The sequence below is a fragment of the Streptococcus infantis genome (assembly GCF_047460825.1).
In the GTDB taxonomy this organism is placed as follows: domain Bacteria; phylum Bacillota; class Bacilli; order Lactobacillales; family Streptococcaceae; genus Streptococcus; species Streptococcus infantis_V.
Map to the genome: position 1 here is coordinate 1 of NZ_JASHFO010000030.1, position 19,763 is coordinate 19,763.

The window sequence follows — 19,763 nt, forward strand, 5'->3', positions numbered from 1 at the left end:
TTGTAGACTATATTGATTATTACAACAACAAACGAATTAAGGTAAAACTAAAAGGACTTAGTCCTGTGCAGTACAGAACTAAATCCTTTTAATAATTATTTGTCTAACTTTTTGGGGTCAGTACATTTTTATCTAGAATATTTTTTTCTTTGAATATCATAAAAAATAAAGACAATAATGGCTATAAGAGAACAACTTGCACCAGCAACAAATCCTTTTGGAATAAAGGAAAGGGTAATAGTTCCTTCACCTTCAGGAACATCAATTTTCATAAATCCAGTTTGTGCCTGTTGAATTTGTATTTTTTTACCATTTTGGTAAGCAGACCATCCTCGGTCATAAGGAATTGTGAAAAAGATCGATGTCTCATTCTTTACCTTATAATTTACAGTGACTTTATTTTTATAAGAGCTCACTTCTACTGGATTTTCTTTTATTTTGCGTATAGCCTCCGTATATTTCTTAGTATCTAAGCGATAGAAAGTTGGAGATTCAAATGATACTTGAGCATTTCCTGGGAACTTAACCTGGATATCAAAAGTTTGTTTATGTTCTGCATATCCAAGATTAAAAAATGTAAAAGTATTATCTGTGGTAAAGGATTTTTTTTCACCATTGACAATGATGTCAACTTGCTTTTTCTTATCGTTTGAAAAATTTATCTTGGTCATGGAAAGGTAAACCTGACTATTATCAGGTATTTCAATGCTGTAGCTGATAGTTGCATCTTCAGTATCAGTTCCGTTTAGATTGACCACGTTGTCACCAGAGTCTGTATGATGATTTATCGGATAAAAGTACTCTTCATTTAAGCCAGCAATTTGATTTAAAAATTGAGTTTGGTTATCAAGAGTATGGTCATTAAAAGTGACATCTTTGTAAAGAGACTGTGTAGCAAAAGCAATTGGGAGAGCGAATTGATTTTTATAAAGGGTTAGATTATCTTTTTGGTAGCTTGGATGAAAACCATATTTATCTGGATAGGTTTCAGAAATATTGTAGCTGATTCCAAATAAACTATCTGCAATGATAGTATTATTTGCATAACGAAGATTAAGGTTGGTACCTGAAGATTTAAAACCCAACTTATCTAACGTTGTACTTGCAGAACGATTACGAACAGATGAAAATTGTGAGATGCCATTGTAGTTAAATTTCATGCTATCGTTTCCAGTTTGAGTTTGTAACTTTTCAGTTCGTGTAAATGTATCTGGTTGCTGTTTGGTATACTCCAAAATAGCTTCCATACTTGGAATATCTTTATCATAGGTACTACGAGAAGCAAATCCCCATTCTTTCGTAATTCCATTGAATTGCGATGAAGCATTAAAACTAATTTCACTTATTGTAAATATCAAAATAAGAATTGAAAAGATTTTTAGAGAAATCTTTTTTTTAATAAGTGCCAATAGTAGCAGTAAGTATACCACTAAGAATTCAAGCGTTAAGAGTATATTTAATTTAGTTAAAAACGAATAATGATTTTTAAAATAAATGGTTGCCAGATAGCCAAATAAAAGGAAGGTCATTGAGAATAAAATATTCCATAATTTGATATCTTTAAATCTATTTAAAACTTCCGCAGATATATAAATCAAAAGAGTAGAGAAAATCCACGCATAGCGATGAAGAAACATATTTGGCGCGTGCATTCCTTGCCAAAATAGATCTAATGCTTCTAGATAAAAACTAGCAATGATGATAAGGAGTAGAGTTGCATAGCATAGTTTCACGTGAAACTTAATTGATTTTAATGTAAAGAATATAATTGTTAAGATAAAAGGAAGGAGGCCAACAAAAATCATTGGGATAGAACCATATTTAGTTGTATCGAAAGCACCAATAAATTGTTTAGCGAATAGATCTAGATACCAACTGGCATCTGTTTTTATTTTTGTAATAGCGGTTAGTTTTTCACCATGAGTTCTTAAATCAAACAAGGTTGGGAGTGTCATGATGAAACTTGTTAAACCAGCGAGTAAGGATGTTAGGAAAAAATCAAGGAAAGAATACTTGCGACTTTTAAAATCCCAGGAAAGTTGGCAAAAATACCAAACTACCAAAAACAGGGCAGTCATATAACCAAAATAGTAGTTTTGGATAAATAAGATTGACAAACTTGTAAAGTATAGAATACGTTTTTTTTCCGTTATGAGTAGATGTAAACCAGTTAAAATTAAGGGGATTAAAATAAAAACATCCAACCAGGTTTTAATCTCAAGTTGACTAACTGTAAAGCTCATTAAAGCATATGAGGTAGATAAAGATAATCTGAGTGGTGTTGGTAAATTTTTGAATATTATACTCAAGCTAAAAAAGGTTGACAGACCTATCAAGCCAAATTTTAACAAGGTTGAAAGATAGACTGCATCTGGCATGCTTGATACATCAAAAAAATAAACAAGAGGTGATAGAAAACTACCAAGATAATAACTGGACAAGGCATAAAAATTGAGACCTAGACCACTGGTAAAAGTATAAAATAGACTATCACTTCCGTGTAAAATATTACGAAGATTAAGATCAAAAATAACATATTGATGAAATCCATCCCCTAATAAAGGTGAAGTATCACTATTCCAGTAGATACCTTGAGAAAGATAGACTCCGAACATAATCACTAGGGGAATAATGAAAGAAATAAGATAGGTCCAATAGTTTCTGAAAAATTTTTTCATGTTACCTCATAGAATGTTAGAAAACTCAGTTGGTTAATCCAACTGAGTTTTAAAGTATTATTTAGTCTTTCCAAAGTTCTTTGACTTTTGCTTGTACTTCAGCATTTTCTAAGAATTCATCATAGGTTTCATCGATACGGTCGATTACACCGTTTTTAGATAGGACAATAATGTGGTTAGCCAATGTTTGAATGAATTCATGGTCATGACTGGCGAAGATGATAGATTCTTTGAAGTTTTTCAATCCATCGTTCAAACTTGAAATAGATTCCAAATCTAAGTGATTAGTAGGATCGTCAAGTACTAGAACATTTGATTTCAAAAGCATGAGTTTCGATAGCATCACGCGCACCTTTTCTCCTCCTGACAAGACGTTTACAGGTTTGTTAACCTCATCTCCAGAGAAGAGCATACGACCAAGGAAACCACGCAAGAAGGTATTGTCATCTTCTTCTTTACTTGCAAATTGACGGAGCCAGTCAAGGATAGATTCACTCCCAGCAAAATCAGCTGAATTGTCTTTTGGTAAGTAAGAGCGACTAGTTGTAACCCCCCACTTGACAGTTCCTTCATAGTCGATATCACCCATGATCGCACGAATCAATGCAGTTGTTTGGATATCGTTTTGTCCGATAAGAGCTGTCTTGTCACCTGGACGCAAGATAAAGCTGATGTTGTCAAGAATAGTTTCACCATCAATCTTGACAGATAGATTTTCTACTGTCAAGAGATCGTTTCCGATTTCACGTTCAGCTTTAAAGTTGATAAATGGATATTTACGACTAGATGGCACAATTTCTTCAATTTCAATCTTATCAAGCATTTTCTTACGTGATGTTGCTTGTCTTGATTTAGAAGCATTAGCAGAGAAACGAGCAACGAATTCTTGTAATTGCTTAATTTTTTCTTCTGCTTTAGCATTACGGTCTGCTAGCAATTTAGCAGCAAGCTCAGAAGATTCTTTCCAGAAGTCGTAGTTTCCGACATAGAGTTTGATTTTTCCAAAGTCAAGGTCGGCCATGTGAGTACATACTTTGTTCAAGAAGTGACGGTCATGGGATACGACAATAACGGTGTTATCAAAGTCAATCAAGAAATCTTCTAACCAAGTAATAGATTGGATATCAAGACCGTTGGTCGGCTCGTCTAGAAGAAGTACATCTGGTTTACCAAATAGAGCTTTAGCAAGGAGTACTTTCACTTTATCTCCATTTGCAAGTTCACTCATATTTTGGTAATGAAGATCTTCAGGGATATTCAAGTTTTGCAAGAGTTGTGAAGCTTCACTTTCAGCTTCCCAACCACCTAGTTCAGCAAATTCACCTTCAAGCTCAGCTGCACGAACTCCATCTTCATCAGTAAAGTCTGCCTTCATATAGATAGCATCTTTTTCTTTCATGATGTTGTATAGTTTTTCATTACCCATGATAACAACATCAATAACACGTTCATCCTCATAGTCAAAGTGATTTTGACGAAGCACAGAAAGACGTTCATCAGGTCCAAGAGAAACATGACCAGTTGTAGGTTCAATATCCCCAGCTAAGATTTTTAAAAATGTTGATTTACCTGCACCGTTAGCACCAATTAAACCATATGTGTTTCCTTCTGTAAATTTGATGTTGACCTCATCAAAAAGTTTGCGATCACTAAAACGTAGTGAAACATCAGATACTGTTAGCAATTTTTTTCTCCTATTATATGTAATACTCTAATTCTACTAGAAAATCAGCAAATATTCAAATTTTTATCTGTCAATTATTTGTAAAGGATGTTTACAGATATTTTACAGTTAAGGAGTTGAAATCGTAATTATTTGATAAAAAAATTACCTGTCTTTTTATCAAAAAAATGCTATAATTGAAGGACCATATCAAAGGAGAATAAGATGAATAAACCCATTATTTTAACAGGAGATCGTCCAACGGGGAAATTACATATTGGGCACTACGTTGGTAGCTTAAAAAATCGTGTCTTATTACAGCAAGAAGATAAATATGACATGTTTGTTTTTTTGGCTGACCAGCAAGCTTTAACTGACCATGCAAAAGATCCACAAACTATTGTAGAGTCTATTGGGAATGTTGCTTTGGACTATCTTGCAGTGGGATTGGATCCTAACAAATCAACGATTTTCATTCAAAGTCAAATTCCAGAATTGGCAGAGTTGTCTATGTATTACATGAATCTAGTGTCTTTGGCTCGTCTGGAGCGTAATCCTACTGTAAAGACAGAAATTGCTCAGAAAGGATTTGGAGAAAGTATTCCAACTGGATTTTTAGTTTATCCAATTGCTCAAGCAGCGGATATTACAGCCTTCAAGGCAAACTTGGTTCCAGTAGGGAATGACCAAAAACCGATGATTGAACAAACACGTGAAATTGTACGTTCATTCAACCATGCCTATAATTGTGATGTTTTAGTAGAACCGGAAGGAATTTATCCTGAAAATGAAGGAGCAGGTCGCTTACCTGGTCTTGATGGAAATGCCAAAATGTCTAAATCGCTTAATAATGGTATCTACTTGTCAGATGATGCAGATACTTTGCGTAAGAAAGTAATGAGTATGTATACAGATCCAGATCACATTCGTGTTGAGGATCCAGGTAATATTGAAGGAAATATGGTTTTCCATTACTTAGACGTATTCGGACGTCCTGAAGATGCTCAAGAAATTGCTGACATGAAAGAGCATTATCAACGTGGAGGTTTAGGTGATGTCAAGACTAAACGGTATCTACTGGAAATCCTAGAACGTGAACTTGGTCCAATCCGTGAACGTCGCCTAGAATATGCTAAAGATATGGGTGAAGTGTATAATATGCTTCAAAAAGGTAGTGAAAAAGCTCGAGAAGTTGCTGGTCAAACGCTATCAGAAGTAAAATCAGCAATGGGTCTAAATTACTTTCATTAATAGATAAAATACGAACTCTAAAACTATCTCTTCTTTAAAATTAAAGGGATAGTTTTTTTACATTATCTATTATCAATATAATTGACAAATTTTCATAGAATGGTATGATAGATACAATACAAAAAGAGTCAAGCTCAAAAAGAAAGAAAAGAGGAAACTTCAATGTCTAATTGGGACACTAAATTTTTGAAAAAAGGTTTTACCTTTGATGATGTATTGCTTATTCCAGCAGAGAGTCATGTATTGCCTAATGATGCGGATTTAACAACAAAATTGGCAGATAATTTGACTTTAAATATCCCAATTATTACAGCAGCCATGGATACTGTAACAGAAAGCCAAATGGCTATTGCTATTGCGCGTGCAGGTGGTCTTGGTGTTATCCATAAAAATATGTCTATTGAACAGCAGGCAGATGAAGTTCGTAAGGTAAAACGTTCTGAAAATGGTGTTATCATTGATCCATTCTTCTTGACTCCAGAGCATACAATTGCAGAAGCAGATGAACTCATGGGACGTTACCGTATCAGTGGTGTTCCAGTGGTTGAAACTCTTGAAAATCGTAAATTGGTTGGTATTTTAACAAACCGAGATCTTCGTTTTATTTCAGATTACAATCAACCAATCTCAAATCATATGACCAGTGAGAATCTTGTTACTGCTCCTGTTGGAACAGATCTTGAAACAGCTGAGAGCATTCTTCAAGAACACCGTATTGAAAAACTTCCTTTGGTTGATGAAGAAGGTCGTCTTTCTGGCTTGATCACGATTAAAGATATTGAAAAAGTAATTGAGTTTCCAAATGCAGCTAAAGATGAGTTTGGTCGTCTTCTAGTTGCTGGTGCGGTAGGTGTAACTTCTGATACTTTTGAACGTGCTGAAGCCCTCTTTGAAGCAGGAGCAGATGCAATTGTCATCGATACAGCACACGGACACTCTGCAGGGGTTCTTCGTAAAATCGCTGAAATCCGTGCCCATTTCCCAGACCGTACACTGATTGCTGGAAATATTGCTACTGCTGAAGGTGCACGTGCTCTTTATGAAGCGGGTGTAGACGTTGTTAAGGTTGGTATCGGACCAGGTTCAATCTGTACAACTCGTGTTATCGCAGGTGTAGGAGTTCCACAAGTTACAGCTATCTATGATGCAGCAGCAGTTGCGCGTGAATATGGCAAAACAATCATTGCTGATGGTGGAATCAAGTATTCTGGAGATATTGTTAAAGCCCTTGCTGCTGGTGGAAATGCAGTAATGCTTGGATCAATGTTTGCAGGAACAGATGAAGCTCCAGGAGAAACTGAAATCTTCCAAGGACGTAAGTTCAAGACATACCGTGGTATGGGTTCAATCGCTGCTATGAAGAAGGGTTCAAGTGACCGTTACTTCCAAGGCTCAGTCAATGAAGCAAACAAACTTGTTCCAGAAGGAATTGAAGGTCGTGTTGCATATAAAGGAGCAGCAGCTGATATCGTATTCCAAATGACTGGTGGTATCCGATCTGGTATGGGTTACTGTGGTGCAGCTAACCTTAAAGAATTGCATGACAATGCTCAATTTATCGAAATGTCTGGTGCTGGTCTAAAAGAAAGCCATCCACACGATGTGCAAATCACAAATGAAGCACCAAACTACTCAATGTAATCAAAAAAATCTCCTGTTTAACAGGAGATTTTTTATCTTTACGAATCTGTAAATATTAGTTTACAGCTAATTGACCGTCTTTTACTGTAAATACACTGAGATTATCAGGTAAGTTTTGAAGATGCTCTAAACTAGTTGTCGTAATAAAGGTTTGAATATTCTGAGATATAGTTTCTAATAATTTAAGTTGACGAGTATTGTCAAGTTCACTCATAACATCGTCAAGTAAAAGTATAGGCGATTCTTTTGTAATGCTCTCCATTAATTCGATTTCAGCTAGTTTAATAGAAAGAACAAGGCTACGATGTTGCCCTTGACTTCCAAAGCTTGCGTCTATTCCATTGATTAAGAAAATCATATCATCTCGATGAGGACCAACTCCAGTGTTCTTCTTAAATAAATCTCTTGATCTACTTTTTTGAAGTGCGGTATAGAAAGATTCTGCTAGATGTTTCTTGTCAGTGAAGTTTACAGATGGTTGATAACGAATTGACAACTCTTCTAATTGGTCCGAAATATCAAAGTGTTTCTCACGACCAAAAGACTCCATTTTTTTGATAAATTCTTCTCTATGAACCATCACTCGACAACCATAGTCTACTAGCTGGTCATCGAGAACAGATAAAAATGTTTCGTCAATCTGATTCGCTGACTTTAAGTAGGTATTTCTTTGTTTGAGCACATGGTTGTAGCTTGACAAGTCTGACAAGTATATGGGTTTGATTTGCCCTAGCTCCATATCTATAAACTTACGTCGGATAGCTGGTGCTCCTTTGACAAGTTGTAAATCTTCCGGTGCAAATAGCACAACATTCATGTGTCCAATATAGTCAGATAGTCGAGCTTGCTTTAAGTGATTGACTTTAGTAATCCGACCTTTTGGGGTTAAGTCAATCTCAAGTGGTACAGTAGCCGTTCGTTTTTGAAGAATTCCAGAAACTTGAAGTTGTTCTTCTTCAAATCGGATTAAATTCTTGTCTGTCTTTGTCCGATGACTTCTAGTTAAAGCTAAAAAGTAAATACTTTCCAGAAGATTGGTTTTTCCTTGAGCATTTCGACCAACAAATACGTTCAATTTAGGATTAAATTCAATTTCGGTATCCTGATAGTTTCTAAATTGCTTGATGGATAAGTTTTTTAGCCACATACTTATCTACCTGGGAAACGTGGTGCAGTTTTTGTTTTAGCTTTCTGGGTCTTTTTTGTTGACTTTTTTTTGACCGTCTTATTCATTTCTTTGACAAGTTTAGCCACACGTTCTTTCTCAAGTTTTTCTTGAAGATATTCTTCCTGTTCTTCTTGACTAGGATGAGTCAAAATGATGTGGATTTTCATGTCAGGAATGTCGATAGAGTCTCCGATTCTTACTTTTTTTCCACGACGATTTTCTAATTCCCCATTAAAGTAGACATGATGCTCAGCTAAAAAGGATTTAATAGCTCCACCACTGTGTATAATACCAAGTTCTTTCAAGAGAGCTTGGAGAGTGATAAATTCTTCAAATAATTTGTATTCCATAGTTCACCTCAATCTTTGGTATTATACCATATTTTACCTTGAAATGGCAGAGGTAAATTCGTTAGAAATGAAAGCGATTTTAATTCTAAAAGGGGTAAAGAGAACAAGAAAATTTTCTCTTTTCATGGTATAATAGAACTCTATGTAGAAGGAGGTAAGAGATGGAGTTAGTACCTGGAATTGCAGTGCATTTTATTCAATCAAAAAAATTTAAAACTAATAAAATTACTGTGCGTTTCACAGCTCCATTGTCTTTGGATTCAATTTCAAGTCGTATGTTAAGTGCCAGTATGCTTGAAACTGCCAACCAAAGTTATCCAACTGCTCAACTGTTTCGAAAACGTTTAGCAACCTTGTATGGAACTGATTTGTCAGCGCATGCCTATCGAAGAGGACAAAGTCATCTTGTGGATTTGAATATTACCTATGTGCGTGATGAATTTTTAAGTAAGAAAAACGTATTAACTTCTCAAATTTTAGAATTACTGCACCAGGTTCTGTTTACACCATTGTCGGATGAGGATGGATTTGAGAAAAATGCTTTTGACATCGAGAAAAAACAGATCTTATCAAGGCTAGAATCAGAATTGGAAGACCCATTCTTCTTTGCACATAAGGAGTTAGATCAATTGTTTTTCCAAGAAGAATCAATGCAGCTAGTTCCAAAAGATTTGATTTCTAGAATTTCAGAAGAGACTCCAGAAACATGTTTTTCAAGCTATCAAAAAATGCTAAAAGAAGACCAAATAGATATTTTCTTCTTAGGCGATTTTAATGAAATTGAAGTTTTAGAGTTTTTACATAAATTTCCTTTGACAGGTCGTAAATCAGTTGTAAACATTAAATCAGTTGTAAACATTCAATATCAGCAACCCTATTCTAATATTCTTAGAGAAGGTATTGTTAGAAAGAGATTAGGACAGTCTGTTTTAGAGATGGGCTACCATAGTTCAGTGGCATATGGTGATGAAGAACAGATGGCAGTGCTTCTTGTAAATGGTCTTTTAGGAGCCTTTCCTCATTCGAAACTATTTACCCAAGTGCGAGAAAAAGAAGGACTGGCCTATACGGTATCAAGTCATTTGGATCTCTTTAGTGGATTTTTACGACTATTTGCTGGAATTGATCGGCAAAATCGAAACAAAGTAAGAAAATTGATGAATCATCAGTTACTTGACATAAAAAATGGCAAGTTTACAGATAAGGAAATTGATCAGACCAAACAAATGATTCGTCGCTCTTTACTACTAGCTCAGGATAATCAAGATTCTATCGTCGATAAATATTATTTGTCAACTTTTTTTGGGAAGGCGAATCTTGATACAAAAACTTTAATCGATAAGCTTGAACAAGTTGATAGAGAAGCAATTTGTGAAGCAGCAAACAGTTTTAAGTTGCAGGCTATTTATTTTATGGAAGGAGCAGAATGACCAGACCTACTTTTCAAAAGAAATATTATCCTGCTGTAAAAGAAACTTTGTATCAAACTAGCTTAGAAAATGGTTTGACAGTTACTTTACTACCTAAAAAGGACTTTAACGAGGTTTATGGCGTTGTAAGTGTCCAAGTCGGTTCTGTTGACACAAGGTTTACAGTGGATGATAAGAAATTACAACAATATCCACAAGGAATCGCTCATTTCTTAGAACATAAGCTTTTTGAAAGAGAAGATTCTGGAGATGTTATGGCAGCTTTTACAGAGTTGGGTGCTGAAAGTAATGCCTTTACGAGCTTTACGAACACTAGCTATCTTTTCTCGACTTCTGAAAATGTTCTAGAGTGTTTAGATTTGCTAGAAGAACTTGTCACTACTTTCAATATGACTGAAGAATCTGTGGAGCGCGAAAAGGATATCATTCAACAGGAAAGAGAGATGTATCAGGATGATCCGGATTCTTGTCTATTTTTCAAGACTTTGGCAAATCTCTATCCAGAAAGTCCTTTAGCTTCAGATATTGTTGGTAGTGAAAACTCTATTGATGCTATTTGTTTGGAGGATTTAGAAGAGAACTTTAAAGAGTTTTACAGACCTGTCAATAGTAATATCTTTTTAGTGGGGAATTTTGATTTTGAACTGCTTGAAGATTATTTTGCTAAGAAATCTCATCCTCAAGAAAAAAAACATGAGTTTAAGAGAGAACAAATACCTTTACATCCTGTAAAGACTACTGAAAGTTTACGGATGGACGTGGCTTCTCCAAAATTAGCGATCGGTATTAGAGGAAATGAAGATATCGGAAATCGAGATCAGTATCGTTATCATCTTTTATTGAAATTGTTGTTTACAATGATGTTTGGTTGGACTTCACAAAGATTTCAAAAATTATATGAGACAGGTAAACTGGATGCTTCCCTGTCTCTAGAAATAGAAGTTGATCCTCGTTTCCATTTTGTGATATTAACAATGGATACAAAGGAACCTGTGGCACTTTCTCATCAATTTCGTAAAGCTATTCGCAATTTTGTTAAAGATGAGGATGTAACTGAGGATCACTTGGATATTGTAAAAACTGAGATGTATGGAGAATTTCTTCATAGTATGGATTCCCTTGAATACATTGCTACTCAGTATCATCCAACCGATACAGGTTCTACCCTGTTTGACCTTCCTAAACTTTTGCAGGAAATTACTTTAGAAGATGTTCTAGAGGCTGGACATGATTTGATAGATAATAGCGATATGGTTGATTGTACAATTTTCCCGATATAATCGCTAGAAAATACACTAGAAAGAAGGAATGTTAAGTATGAGAAAAAAAACAATTGGTGAGGTCTTACGTCTTGCAAGAATTAACCAAGGACTGAGCTTAGAAGAATTGCATAGAAAGACAGATATTCAACTGGATTTGTTGGAGGCAATGGAGTCAGATGATTTTGACAAACTACCGAGTACTTTTTATGCTCGTTCATTTTTGAGAAAGTATGCTTGGGCTGTTGAATTAGATGAAAATATCGTTCTAGATGCCTATGATTCGGGAAGTATGATTACTTATGAAGAAGTTGATGTAGATGAGATTGAACTTTCAGGACGTAGACGGTCTAATCGAAAGAAAAATTCATTTCTCCCGTTATTTTACTTTGTTCTTTTTTCTTTATCGATTTTAATTTTTGTAACCTACTATGTGTGGAATTATATTCAAACCCAACCAACTGCGTCTTCTGCAGCAACTTATAGTGTTGTGAGTTCAACAAGTAGCTCTAGTAGTGTAGCATCAAGTAGTAGTCAAGCTACTAGTTCATCAAGTTCGAGCGAGGCAACTACTTTGACTGTTTCAGGTCAGGGAGATGCTTTATCAGTGGAATATAAGACATCTAAAGATTCTGCGGAGCTTCAATTATCTGTTACAGATGTAACAAGCTGGATTAGTGTTTCGGATACTGATTTAGCAGGAGGAGTGACTCTTGAACCTAATAATAAAACAGCTAAAACAACCATTTCTAAAGGATCTCCAGTAACCATAACATTGGGTGTTGTTAAGGGAGTGTCAGTGAAAATTGATAATAAGGAAATTGACACTTCAAAATTAACTGGTCAAACTGGTTGGATTACTCTAACATTAAGTTCAAACTAAAGGAAGGATAACATGAAAAAAGAGAATATTCCTAATATGCTTACGCTTGGTAGAATTTTATTTATTCCGATTTTTATTCTCCTTCTATCAGTTGGACCATCTCCACTGTTACATAAAATAGCAGCAGTTATTTTTGCTATTGCCAGTATCACTGATTATCTAGATGGTTATTTAGCTAGAAAATGGCAAGTGGTTAGTAATTTCGGAAAGTTTGCAGATCCAATGGCTGATAAATTATTGGTCATGTCAGCCTTTATCATGTTGGTCGGTCTAAAGATGGCACCAGCTTGGGTGGTAGCAGTTATTATCTGCCGTGAACTTGCAGTCACTGGTTTGCGCTTGCTCTTAGTTGAAACAGGGGGTACCGTTCTAGCTGCTGCTATGCCTGGAAAAATCAAGACATTTAGTCAGATGTTTGCGATAATATTCTTGCTACTTCACTGGAATGTGCTTGGTCAGATAACTCTTTATATTGCCTTGTTCTTCACAGTTTATTCTGGTTATGATTATTTCAAGGGAAGCGCATATTTGTTTAAAGGAACCTTTCGTTAGATATGGAATCGATTATTGAGATAAAAGACCTGTCTTTTCGATATCAGGCAGATCAAGAACATTATGATGTTCATAACATTTCGTTTCACGTGAAACGTGGAGAATGGTTGTCAATCGTTGGTCATAATGGTAGTGGAAAATCAACGACAGTTCGCTTGATTGATGGTTTGCTCGAGGCTGAATCTGGAGAAATTTGGATAGACGGTGACTGCCTAACTCTAGAAAATGTCTGGGAAAAAAGACGTAAGATTGGTATGGTCTTTCAAAATCCTGATAACCAATTCGTAGGAGCAACTGTTGAAGACGATGTTGCTTTTGGACTGGAAAATCAAGGAATCCCACTTGAAGAGATGAAGAAACGCGTTTCTGAGGCTTTATCATTGGTTGGGATGGCTGAATTTGCTAAAAAGGAACCAGCTCGCTTGTCAGGAGGTCAGAAGCAGAGAGTAGCTATTGCAGGTGTTGTTGCTCTGCGACCAGATATTTTAATCTTGGATGAGGCTACAAGTATGTTGGACCCTGAGGGACGATTAGAGTTGATTAAGATAGTCCAGAAGATTCGCAAAGACCATCAGATGACAGTCATCTCCATTACGCATGATCTGGATGAGGTGGCCATGAGTGACAGAGTTTTGGTGATGAAAAAAGGAGAAGTCGAGTCAACTAGCACTCCTAGAGAGTTATTTTCTAGATCAGATTTAGATCAAATTGGCTTAGATCAACCCTTTGTCAACCAATTAAGAGAATCGCTACGTACCAGTGGTTTGGACTTGCCAGAGTTCTATCTAACGGAGGAGGAACTTGAGGAGGCTTTATGGGAATTATTCTAGACAATGTTAGTTATACGTATCAGGAAGGAACACCCTTTGCTTCAGCTGCTTTGTCAGATGTCAGTTTGTCAATAGAGGATGGCTCTTATACTGCGATTATTGGGCATACAGGAAGCGGAAAGTCTACAATCCTTCAACTTTTGAATGGTTTGTTGGTTCCTACAGAGGGAAGTGTTCGTGTCTTTGATACATTGATTACACCAACATCCGTCAATAAGCAAATTCGTCAAATTCGCAAGCAAGTTGGTTTGGTATTTCAGTTTGCAGAGAACCAAATTTTTGAGGAAACTGTCCTAAAAGATGTGGCTTTTGGACCTCAAAATTTTGGAGTTTCTGTAGAAGAGGCAGAAGCTATCGCGCGTGAAAAACTAGCTTTAGTAGGAATCGATGAATCACTCTTTGAACGAAGTCCATTTGAACTCTCAGGTGGACAAATGAGACGGGTTGCTATTGCTGGAATTTTGGCGATGGAGCCTAGCATTTTGGTCTTAGACGAGCCAACAGCTGGTTTGGACCCAATTGGTCGGAAAGAGTTGATGGCCTTGTTTAAAAAGCTTCATCAAGATGGTATAACAATTGTTTTAGTAACCCACCTTATGGATGATGTGGCCGAATTTGCTGACCAAGTTTATGTGATGGAAAAAGGGAAACTAGTTAAGGGTGGGAAGCCAAGTCTTGTCTTTCAAAATGTCGAATTTATGGAAAAAATCCAATTGGGTGTTCCTAAAATCACACGATTTGCTCAAAGGCTAGTTGACAGAGGAGTTTCTTTCGAACAATTACCGATAACGATAGAGGAGTTTAAGGAGTTTATCAATGGATAATATGATTTTAGGTCGATACATACCAGGAAATTCGATTATTCATCGTCTAGATCCTCGTAGTAAGTTAGTAGCAATGATTTTATTGATCATCATCGCTTTTTGGGCCAATAATCCAATTACAAATCTCATACTCTTCATTGCAACAGGCATATTTGTCATTTTATCAGAAGTTCCCTTATCTTTTTTTATAAAAGGTTTGCGGTCTATGTTTTTTCTGATTGCTTTTACAACCCTTTTTCAACTGTTCTTTATCTCTGGTGGTCAAGTCTTGTTCGAGATGGGATTTATAAAAATCACAAGCTATGGTATTGAGCAGGCAGGAATTATTTTTTGTCGTTTTGTGTTGATTATCTTTTTCTCAACCTTGCTCACTTTGACAACCATGCCATTGAGCTTGGCAACAGCGGTTGAATCCTTGCTTGGACCTTTAAAAAGATTTAAGGTTCCAGTTCATGAGATTGGACTCATGTTGTCAATGAGTTTACGTTTTGTGCCAACCTTGATGGATGATACGATTCGAATTATGAATGCTCAAAAGGCGCGTGGTGTTGATTTTGGAGAAGGTAATGTAATTCAAAAGGTTAAGGCTATGATTCCTATTTTGATTCCTTTGTTCGCTACAAGTTTGAAACGAGCGGATTCTCTTGCTACAGCCATGGAAGCTAGAGGCTATCAAGGTGGTAATGGACGTAGCCAGTATCGACAGTTAAATTGGATGAACAGAGACAGTATAGCGCTATTATTTGTTTGTGTATTGGGTGCAATTCTATTTTTGCTAAAATCTTAGAATGTAATATAAGGTAGAGGTATGAACCGTTTTAAAAAATCAAAATATATCATTGTTCTATTTGTCGTTGTATTAGTAGTATCCGTTTTTTTAGTAACAACACAATCAAGTGCAGTTGTAACAAAAGCTGGAGATGGCATTTCATTAGTCGATAGAATAGTGCAAAAGCCTTTTCAATGGCTATCTTCCGTAAAATCTGATTTAGGTCGTTTGACCAGAACTTATAACGAGAATGAAACTCTCAAAAAAGAACTCTATCAGATGAAGAAGGAAACGAATGAAGCAGACAGTCTGAAGGAAGAAAATGAGCAACTGCGTCAGTTATTGGATATGAAGTCAAAATTGAACGCAACCAAGTTGATTGCTTCTGACGTCATCATGAGAACTCCTGCAACTTGGAAACAAGAGTTGACAATTGATTCAGGTTCTCAACAAGGTGTGACCAGTAATATGCTTGTGATTGCTGGTGGGGGACTGATTGGAAGCGTGGGAAAGGTTGAAGATAACTCTACTGTGGTCAACTTATTGACCAATGCGGAAAATACGGAGAAAATCTCCGTTAAAATCCAACACGGTTCTACTAGTATATATGGCATTATCATTGGGTACGACAAAGAAAAAGACTTGCTTAAAATAAGCCAGTTAAATAGTAGTAGTGATATTGGCCAGGGAGACAAGGTGGTAACAGGAGGTCTGGGCAACTTTAAAACAACAGATATTCCAGTAGGGGAGGTTGTATCAGTTACCCATAGTAGTGACTATCTCACAAGAGAAGTTATGGTTAAACTCCATGCCGATCCAATGAACCTAAAAGTCGTAGAGTTAGTGGGGAATCCATCATGAGACTGTTGAAGCAGATAGGGATGTTTTTACTCTTGCCTATAGTTGTCTTAATAGACAGTCATTTAGGGCAATTTGTAAATAGTTTTTTTCCACATTTTCAAATTGTGAGCCACTTTATCTTCATCTTCTTGTTGTTTGAAACTATTGAAGTATCGGAGTATCTATTTTTAGTTTATTGCTTATTTATTGGTCTTATATACGATATTTATTTCTTCCATTTGATTGGAATCGCTAGTCTTCTATTTGTGATTATTGGAGCAATAGTGTATAAAAGCAACTCAGTTATTTTGTCAAATAGATGGACTAGACTATTAGCTATTTTAATGATGACTTTCTCTTTTGAATTTGGTAGTTTTCTTCTAGCGCAAATGATTGGATTAACTGCTGAAAGCATAACAGTCTTTATCGTCTATGGTCTAGTTCCGTCAATGATACTAAACTTTCTATTGATGTTAGTTTTTCAGTTTATTTTTGAAAAAATATATCTATAAGAAAGAAACAAAACTGTAATAAAGGCGTAATATTTATTAAGCCTTTTTTTGATATACTAGTATTGTTTTAAAAGGAGGAGTATTTACACTTATGAAGAAAAAAATCCTAGCAACACTTTTGTTAAGTACAGTATTAGTTTCACAAGGAACTGTTCTTTCAAGTGTTCAAGCAAATACAACAGATGAAAAGATTGCTGCTCAAGATAGCAAAATTAGTAGCTTGACAGCTCAACAAAAAGAAGCTCAAAAGCAAGTAGATGAAATTCAAACTCAGGTTTCAGCAATTCAAGCAGAACAAGAAAAATTGCAAGTTGAGAACGAAAAACTTCAAGCAGAATCAAAAAAACTTGAAGGAGAAATTACTGAGCTTTCAAAAAATATTGTATCACGTAATGAATCACTTGAAAACCAAGCTCGTAGTGCACAAACGAACGGAACTGCTACAAGCTACATCAATACGATTATTAACTCGGACTCAATTACAGAAGCTATTTCTCGTGTAGCAGCTATGAGTGAAATCGTATCAGCAAACAATAAAATGTTGCAACAACAAAAAGAAGATAAGAAAGCTATCTCCGAAAAACAAGTTGCCAATAACGAAGCAATCAATACAGTCATTGCGAACCAACAAACGCTTGCTGACGATGCTCAAGCTTTGACAACAAAACAAGCAGAATTGAAAGTAGCTGAGTTAAATCTTGCAGCTGAAAAAGCTACAGCAGAAAACGAAAAAGCTAGCTTGCTAGAGAAAAAAGCAGCAGCAGAGGCAGAAGCTAAAGCAGCAGCAGAGGCAGAAGCAGCTTATAAAGCAAAACAAGCAAGTCAACAACAATCACTTGTAGCTTCAGCTAACACAACTTTTGCCGCCCAAGTACAAGCAACTTCAAGTTCATCATCAAGTTCATCAAGTTCATCAAGTTCATCATCAGATAATGATTCAAGCTACACACCTGCAGCGACTACTGTAATTCAACGTCCAACTTATAGTTCAAACGCTTCAAGTTATCCAACAGGTCAATGTACATGGGGGGCTAAGACCTTGGCTCCATGGGCTGGTGATTATTGGGGTAATGGTGGTCAGTGGGCAGCTAGTGCAGCGGCAGCTGGATTCCGTACAGGTTCTACACCACAAGTTGGTGCAATTGCTTCATGGGATGATGGAGGATACGGACATGTAGCGGTTGTTACTGCAGTTGAATCATCAACTCGTATTCAAGTTTCAGAATGTAACTATGATGGTAGCGGAACTCAACCAATCGGAAATTATCGTGGTTGGTTTAATCCTACAGCATCACGCGGTACAGTAAGATATATTTATCCAAACTAACATATTAATTATTATTAAATTTAGGGTGAGGTTTTATGAATCTCACCCTTTGTATAGTATTAATAAAAAATTTTCATCATTTTGTCATTATGGGATGAAAATTATCGGATATGTAGCTAGAATAAGTATGTTTATTTAACGAAATAATAACAAGATTTTAAGAGAGTTGGTACTGGAATTATGTTTACTTATAAAATGAATGTTGATGTTCAAGAGTGGGATTTATTTTTGAAAAATCATCCTCAAGGGAATTTATTGCAGAGTAGTGATTGGGCCAAGATAAAGGATACTTGGGGGAATGAGAGAGTTGGATTTTATAAAGAGAATCAACTAGTTGGAGTAGCGAACATCTTAATTCAGCCTCTTCCATTAGGATTTTCCATGTTCTATATTCCAAGAGGCCCAGTTATTAATTATGAAGATAAAGAACTTCTGAAATTTGTGCTTTTAACATTGAAAAAACTTGCTAAAAAAAGCCATGCAATAATGGTTAAATTTGATCCAAGTTTGTTTATCAGTCGAAGTCTTATCGACCAAGAAACTATTCAAAATTCTAAAACTTTTGAAATTGTTGAGGAATTGCAAAAAAACAAAGTTCATTGGACAGGTTTGACAAAGGATATGGCAGAAAACATACAACCTCGTTTTCAAGCTAATATCCATAAAGAAAACTTCTCGTTGGATCAACTATCCAAGTCTACTAGACAAGCAATCCGAACTGCAAGAAATAAAGGATTGGAAGTAAAATTCGGTGGACTCGACTTATTAGATGAATTTTCATTTTTAATGAAGAAAACAGAGTCTCGTAAGAATATCAGTTTACGAGGCAAAGATTATTATCAGAAGTTACTGACTACTTATCCTGATCACTCTTTTATCACACTGAGCTATTTAGATTTACCTAATAGACTGAAAGAAGTTGAGCAGCAACTCGAAAAGAATCTAAAAATAGCGCAGAAATTTACTGATAAAACGAAAGAAGGCAAAATAAAAGAGAATCAGCAAGAGAGAAAACGATTAGAGGAAGAAATTTCTTTTCTTAAGAGCCATATTGATAGAGGGGACAGTGTTGTTCCATTGTCTGGAACTTTAACCATCGAATTTGGGAAAACTTCTGAAAACTTATATGCTGGAATGAATGAGGAATTTAGACATTATCAACCTGCTATTCCTACATGGTTTGAGACTGCTCAACATTCATTTGAACGTGGAGCAGAGACTCATAATATGGGTGGAATTGAAAATAATTTAGAGGGTGGGTTATTTAATTTTAAATCTAAGTTTAATCCCACTATCGAGGAATTTGCTGGTGAGTTTAATTACCCAACTAGCTCATTGTATTTCTTATTTAACATAGCTTATAAAATTCGTAAGAAACTTCGAAGTAGCAAGTAGAAAGTCAAAGACTTATTGGCAAGTTTAATCTTTAGTAATTGTTTTTTTGCTAACATTGAGTATGGAGATATGATACTTGCTATCAAAAAATATAAAGTAGATTTTTTCATATCAAAACATTTAAGTTATCAACTCGAAATATTTTGTATTTATCTGAATCTCAACATAAGTGGTTATTGCATATTTAGCAGTAACAATTTATGTTGGGATATTTTTTATTTAAGGTGAATAAATTTTTTTAAAATTTCAGTTGGGAAGTTAGGTTATGGCTAAATTCCCAAACTAACTTCCATCGCCAATAAAAGTGGAAGTTAGTCTGATAAAAATCGTAAAAACCAGTGGAAATCCGTGTCAGGGTAAGTTCCACTGGTTTTACTAATGTTTGATTTCA

General features: G+C 35.7%; 18 protein-coding genes. 14 read left to right on the forward strand and 4 right to left on the reverse strand.

Features of this window, described 5'->3' with window-relative positions; all coding sequences use genetic code 11:
- On the forward strand, positions 1-92 hold a 92-nt coding region (locus tag QM911_RS08265; RefSeq protein WP_414313700.1), incomplete at its 5' end, for an IS3 family transposase.
- 36 nt (positions 93-128) lie between these two features.
- Here the strand turns inward: QM911_RS08265 and QM911_RS08270 are convergent.
- Together QM911_RS08270 and QM911_RS08275 are read right to left on the reverse strand one after the other, a co-directional pair.
- Positions 129-2,678 carry a YfhO family protein gene (locus QM911_RS08270; RefSeq protein ID WP_414313684.1) on the reverse strand — a complete coding sequence of 850 codons (2,550 nt, stop codon included), beginning with the start codon at positions 2,676-2,678 and terminating at the stop codon, positions 129-131.
- 61 nt (positions 2,679-2,739) lie between these two features.
- Positions 2,740-4,362 (reverse strand): ATP-binding cassette domain-containing protein, encoded by a 1,623-nt coding sequence (locus QM911_RS08275; RefSeq protein WP_414313685.1) that lies wholly within the window; start codon positions 4,360-4,362, stop codon positions 2,740-2,742.
- 204 nt (positions 4,363-4,566) lie between these two features.
- Here QM911_RS08275 and trpS point away from each other — a divergent pair, with 204 nt between their 5' ends.
- Positions 4,567-5,592 carry a tryptophan--tRNA ligase gene (gene trpS, locus QM911_RS08280; protein ID WP_414313686.1) on the forward strand — a complete coding sequence of 342 codons (1,026 nt, stop codon included), beginning with the start codon at positions 4,567-4,569 and terminating at the stop codon, positions 5,590-5,592.
- A gap of 162 nt (positions 5,593-5,754) precedes the next feature.
- Complete coding sequence (guaB, locus tag QM911_RS08285; RefSeq protein ID WP_414313687.1) at positions 5,755-7,233, forward strand: IMP dehydrogenase; 1,479 nt, start codon at positions 5,755-5,757, stop codon at positions 7,231-7,233.
- Between the two features lie 55 nt (positions 7,234-7,288).
- Here the strand turns inward: guaB and recF are convergent, their stop codons facing one another.
- Entirely contained in the window at positions 7,289-8,380 is a 1,092-nt protein-coding gene (gene recF, locus QM911_RS08290) for a DNA replication/repair protein RecF (RefSeq protein ID WP_414313688.1), read from the reverse strand.
- 2 nt (positions 8,381-8,382) lie between these two features.
- Positions 8,383-8,751 carry a S4 domain-containing protein YaaA gene (gene yaaA, locus QM911_RS08295; RefSeq protein WP_414313689.1) on the reverse strand — a complete coding sequence of 123 codons (369 nt, stop codon included), beginning with the start codon at positions 8,749-8,751 and terminating at the stop codon, positions 8,383-8,385.
- Positions 8,752-8,912: 161 nt separating this feature from the next.
- Here yaaA and yfmF point away from each other — a divergent pair, with 161 nt between their 5' ends.
- From yfmF to QM911_RS08350, 11 genes are all read left to right on the forward strand, one after another.
- Entirely contained in the window at positions 8,913-10,181 is a 1,269-nt protein-coding gene (gene yfmF / locus QM911_RS08300; protein WP_414313690.1) for an EF-P 5-aminopentanol modification-associated protein YfmF, read from the forward strand.
- Positions 10,178-11,461: an EF-P 5-aminopentanol modification-associated protein YfmH gene (yfmH, locus tag QM911_RS08305; protein ID WP_414313691.1), complete on the forward strand. Its 1,284-nt coding sequence runs from the start codon at positions 10,178-10,180 to the stop codon at positions 11,459-11,461. Before yfmF ends, yfmH begins: the two co-directional genes overlap by 4 nt.
- Positions 11,462-11,498: 37 nt before the next feature.
- The gene (gene rodZ / locus QM911_RS08310) at positions 11,499-12,323 is read left to right on the forward strand and encodes a cytoskeleton protein RodZ (RefSeq protein ID WP_414313692.1); all 825 of its coding nucleotides are present in this window, start codon (positions 11,499-11,501) and stop codon (positions 12,321-12,323) included.
- A 12-nt stretch (positions 12,324-12,335) separates the two neighbouring features.
- Complete coding sequence (gene pgsA / locus QM911_RS08315) at positions 12,336-12,875, forward strand: CDP-diacylglycerol--glycerol-3-phosphate 3-phosphatidyltransferase (RefSeq protein WP_049503303.1); 540 nt, start codon at positions 12,336-12,338, stop codon at positions 12,873-12,875.
- Positions 12,876-12,877: 2 nt separating this feature from the next.
- Complete coding sequence (locus QM911_RS08320; RefSeq protein ID WP_414313693.1) at positions 12,878-13,705, forward strand: energy-coupling factor ABC transporter ATP-binding protein; 828 nt, start codon at positions 12,878-12,880, stop codon at positions 13,703-13,705.
- Positions 13,690-14,529, forward strand: a complete 840-nt coding sequence (locus QM911_RS08325; RefSeq protein ID WP_414313694.1) for an energy-coupling factor transporter ATPase — start codon at positions 13,690-13,692, stop codon at positions 14,527-14,529. Before QM911_RS08320 ends, QM911_RS08325 begins: the two co-directional genes overlap by 16 nt.
- Positions 14,522-15,316, forward strand: coding sequence for an energy-coupling factor transporter transmembrane component T family protein (locus tag QM911_RS08330; RefSeq protein WP_414313695.1), 795 nt, complete (start codon positions 14,522-14,524; stop codon positions 15,314-15,316). The genes QM911_RS08325 and QM911_RS08330 overlap by 8 nt, the downstream gene beginning before the upstream one ends.
- Before the next feature lie 21 nt (positions 15,317-15,337).
- Positions 15,338-16,159, forward strand: a complete 822-nt coding sequence (gene mreC, locus QM911_RS08335; protein ID WP_414313696.1) for a rod shape-determining protein MreC — start codon at positions 15,338-15,340, stop codon at positions 16,157-16,159.
- Positions 16,156-16,650 carry a rod shape-determining protein MreD gene (gene mreD, locus QM911_RS08340; protein ID WP_414313697.1) on the forward strand — a complete coding sequence of 165 codons (495 nt, stop codon included), beginning with the start codon at positions 16,156-16,158 and terminating at the stop codon, positions 16,648-16,650. The genes mreC and mreD overlap by 4 nt, the downstream gene beginning before the upstream one ends.
- A gap of 91 nt (positions 16,651-16,741) precedes the next feature.
- On the forward strand, positions 16,742-17,977 hold the full coding sequence (gene pcsB, locus QM911_RS08345; RefSeq protein WP_414313698.1) for a peptidoglycan hydrolase PcsB: 1,236 nt from the start codon (positions 16,742-16,744) through the stop codon (positions 17,975-17,977).
- Positions 17,978-18,157: 180 nt separating this feature from the next.
- Entirely contained in the window at positions 18,158-19,372 is a 1,215-nt protein-coding gene (locus QM911_RS08350; RefSeq protein ID WP_414313699.1) for an aminoacyltransferase, read from the forward strand.
- The last annotated feature ends 391 nt before the right edge of the window (positions 19,373-19,763 follow it).

Excerpts from the sequence above, each read along its gene's own strand:
- trpS (WP_414313686.1), top strand. The coding sequence starts at position 4,567 with ATGAATAAACCCATTATTTTAACAGGAGATCGTCCAACGGGGAAATTA.
- QM911_RS08350 (WP_414313699.1), top strand. The coding sequence starts at position 18,158 with ATGTTTACTTATAAAATGAATGTTGATGTTCAAGAGTGGGATTTATTT.
- QM911_RS08320 (WP_414313693.1), top strand. The coding sequence starts at position 12,878 with ATGGAATCGATTATTGAGATAAAAGACCTGTCTTTTCGATATCAGGCA.
- mreC (WP_414313696.1), top strand. The coding sequence starts at position 15,338 with ATGAACCGTTTTAAAAAATCAAAATATATCATTGTTCTATTTGTCGTT.
- recF (WP_414313688.1), bottom strand. The coding sequence starts at position 8,380 with ATGTGGCTAAAAAACTTATCCATCAAGCAATTTAGAAACTATCAGGAT.
- QM911_RS08330 (WP_414313695.1), top strand. The coding sequence starts at position 14,522 with ATGGATAATATGATTTTAGGTCGATACATACCAGGAAATTCGATTATT.
- yfmF (WP_414313690.1), top strand. The coding sequence starts at position 8,913 with ATGGAGTTAGTACCTGGAATTGCAGTGCATTTTATTCAATCAAAAAAA.
- pgsA (WP_049503303.1), top strand. The coding sequence starts at position 12,336 with ATGAAAAAAGAGAATATTCCTAATATGCTTACGCTTGGTAGAATTTTA.
- yfmH (WP_414313691.1), top strand. The coding sequence starts at position 10,178 with ATGACCAGACCTACTTTTCAAAAGAAATATTATCCTGCTGTAAAAGAA.
- rodZ (WP_414313692.1), top strand. The coding sequence starts at position 11,499 with ATGAGAAAAAAAACAATTGGTGAGGTCTTACGTCTTGCAAGAATTAAC.
- guaB (WP_414313687.1), top strand. The coding sequence starts at position 5,755 with ATGTCTAATTGGGACACTAAATTTTTGAAAAAAGGTTTTACCTTTGAT.
- QM911_RS08270 (WP_414313684.1), bottom strand. The coding sequence starts at position 2,678 with ATGAAAAAATTTTTCAGAAACTATTGGACCTATCTTATTTCTTTCATT.
- pcsB (WP_414313698.1), top strand. The coding sequence starts at position 16,742 with ATGAAGAAAAAAATCCTAGCAACACTTTTGTTAAGTACAGTATTAGTT.
- mreD (WP_414313697.1), top strand. The coding sequence starts at position 16,156 with ATGAGACTGTTGAAGCAGATAGGGATGTTTTTACTCTTGCCTATAGTT.
- QM911_RS08325 (WP_414313694.1), top strand. The coding sequence starts at position 13,690 with ATGGGAATTATTCTAGACAATGTTAGTTATACGTATCAGGAAGGAACA.
- yaaA (WP_414313689.1), bottom strand. The coding sequence starts at position 8,751 with ATGGAATACAAATTATTTGAAGAATTTATCACTCTCCAAGCTCTCTTG.